This is a genomic window from Marinobacterium nitratireducens (genome assembly GCF_014645375.1).
Lineage (GTDB): Bacteria > Pseudomonadota > Gammaproteobacteria > Pseudomonadales > Balneatricaceae > Marinobacterium_A > Marinobacterium_A nitratireducens.
Genome location: NZ_BMLT01000030.1, coordinates 1 through 1,501, shown reverse-complemented (window position 1 = coordinate 1,501; position 1,501 = coordinate 1). Strand labels below are relative to the sequence as shown.

Here is a 1,501-nt window from a genome sequence, read left to right as displayed (position 1 = left end):
AGAAGTAGACTGTCCAGACTCTTGGATTTTAAATCCGTATAAAAAACTAGTCAGCTTTACTCTCGCCTTTTGAAATTCGTTTGTAGTATGTTGGGTTCTTGAAACCGTGTATAGGAAAATGAAATGAGAAAGGTTAAGTAAAGTTTTTAGCTTCTCAATTATTCAAAGGAGGTTTTTTTATCGATTACTTAGGTGTTGATATTAGTAAAAGAAGTAGTGTAGTTGCACATTATAAAAATGGAAAATTCCAAAAAGAGTTTTTCATCCAAAATAATAAAAATGGTTACAATTATTTACTCAAGTATTTGAATGACTTAGACCACCCACAACTCATTTTTGAATCTACAGGTATCTATTCAAGAGGTATGGAACGATTTTGTTGTGTAAATCAAATTAACTATATTCAAATGAATCCGTTAGAAGCCAAATTTAAAACGAGCGCTCTAAGATCATGGAAAACTGATCAGGCAGATGCTCATAAGCTTGCTTGTTTAGGACCGACGCTTAAACAAACAGGCAGCTTACCTATACATGAGTTAATATTCTTTGAATTAAGAGAACGCGTCCGTTTTCATCTAGAAATCGAGAATGAACAAAATCGACTTAAATTTCAGATCCTTGAATTACTCCATCAAACATTCCCTGGTTTAGAAAGATTATTTAGTAGTCGATATTCAATCATTGCACTCAACATCGCAGAAATCTTTACTCATCCAGACATGGTTCTTGATATCGACAAGGATGTACTGATTACACATATATTCAATTCTACAGATAAAGGAATGTCAATGGATAAAGCTACAAAATATGCACTTCAATTAAGGGTGATTGCTCAAGAAAGCTATCCTAATGTCGATAGACATTCCTTTCTAGTCGAAAAATTACGCTTACTTATTCAACAATTAAAACAATCTATTCATCATCTCAAACAATTAGATGATGCCATGATTCAATTAGCACAACAACTCGATTATTTTGAAAATATTCATTCGATACCTGGTATTGGTAAGCTAAGCACAGCTATGATTATTGGGGAGATTGGTGATATTAAGCGATTTAAATCAAATAAACAACTCAATGCTTTTGTTGGCATTGATATCAAACGATATCAATCAGGTCATACACACTGTAGAGATACCATCAACAAGCGTGGTAATAAAAAAGCGAGAAAACTTTTATTTTGGGTGATTATGAATATAATAAGAGGGCAGCATCATTATGACAATCATGTCGTCGATTATTACTACAAACTAAGAAAGCAGCCTAATGAGAAACCTCATAAGACTGCCATCATTGCTTGTATAAATCGATTATTAAAAACAATTCATTATCTTGTAATGAATCATAAATTGTACGATTATCAAATGTCACCACATTAGCCAAACGTACAATCAAATATAGTTTAACACCTTATTCAAAAAAATTAAAATGAACGGTTTAGTTAAGTAATGCTTATTTTAATTATAAGTACTTGACTAATCGTAGGAAAGAGCCTGAGGCA

1 protein-coding gene is annotated in these 1,501 nt (G+C 32.2%); it reads left to right on the top strand.

Annotated elements, in window-relative coordinates; translation table 11 throughout:
* Positions 1-179 precede the first annotated feature (179 nt).
* Positions 180-1,379: an IS110-like element ISSep2 family transposase gene (locus IEX85_RS23855; RefSeq protein ID WP_080280652.1), complete on the top strand. Its 1,200-nt coding sequence runs from the start codon at positions 180-182 to the stop codon at positions 1,377-1,379.
* Positions 1,380-1,501: the final 122 nt, after the last annotated feature.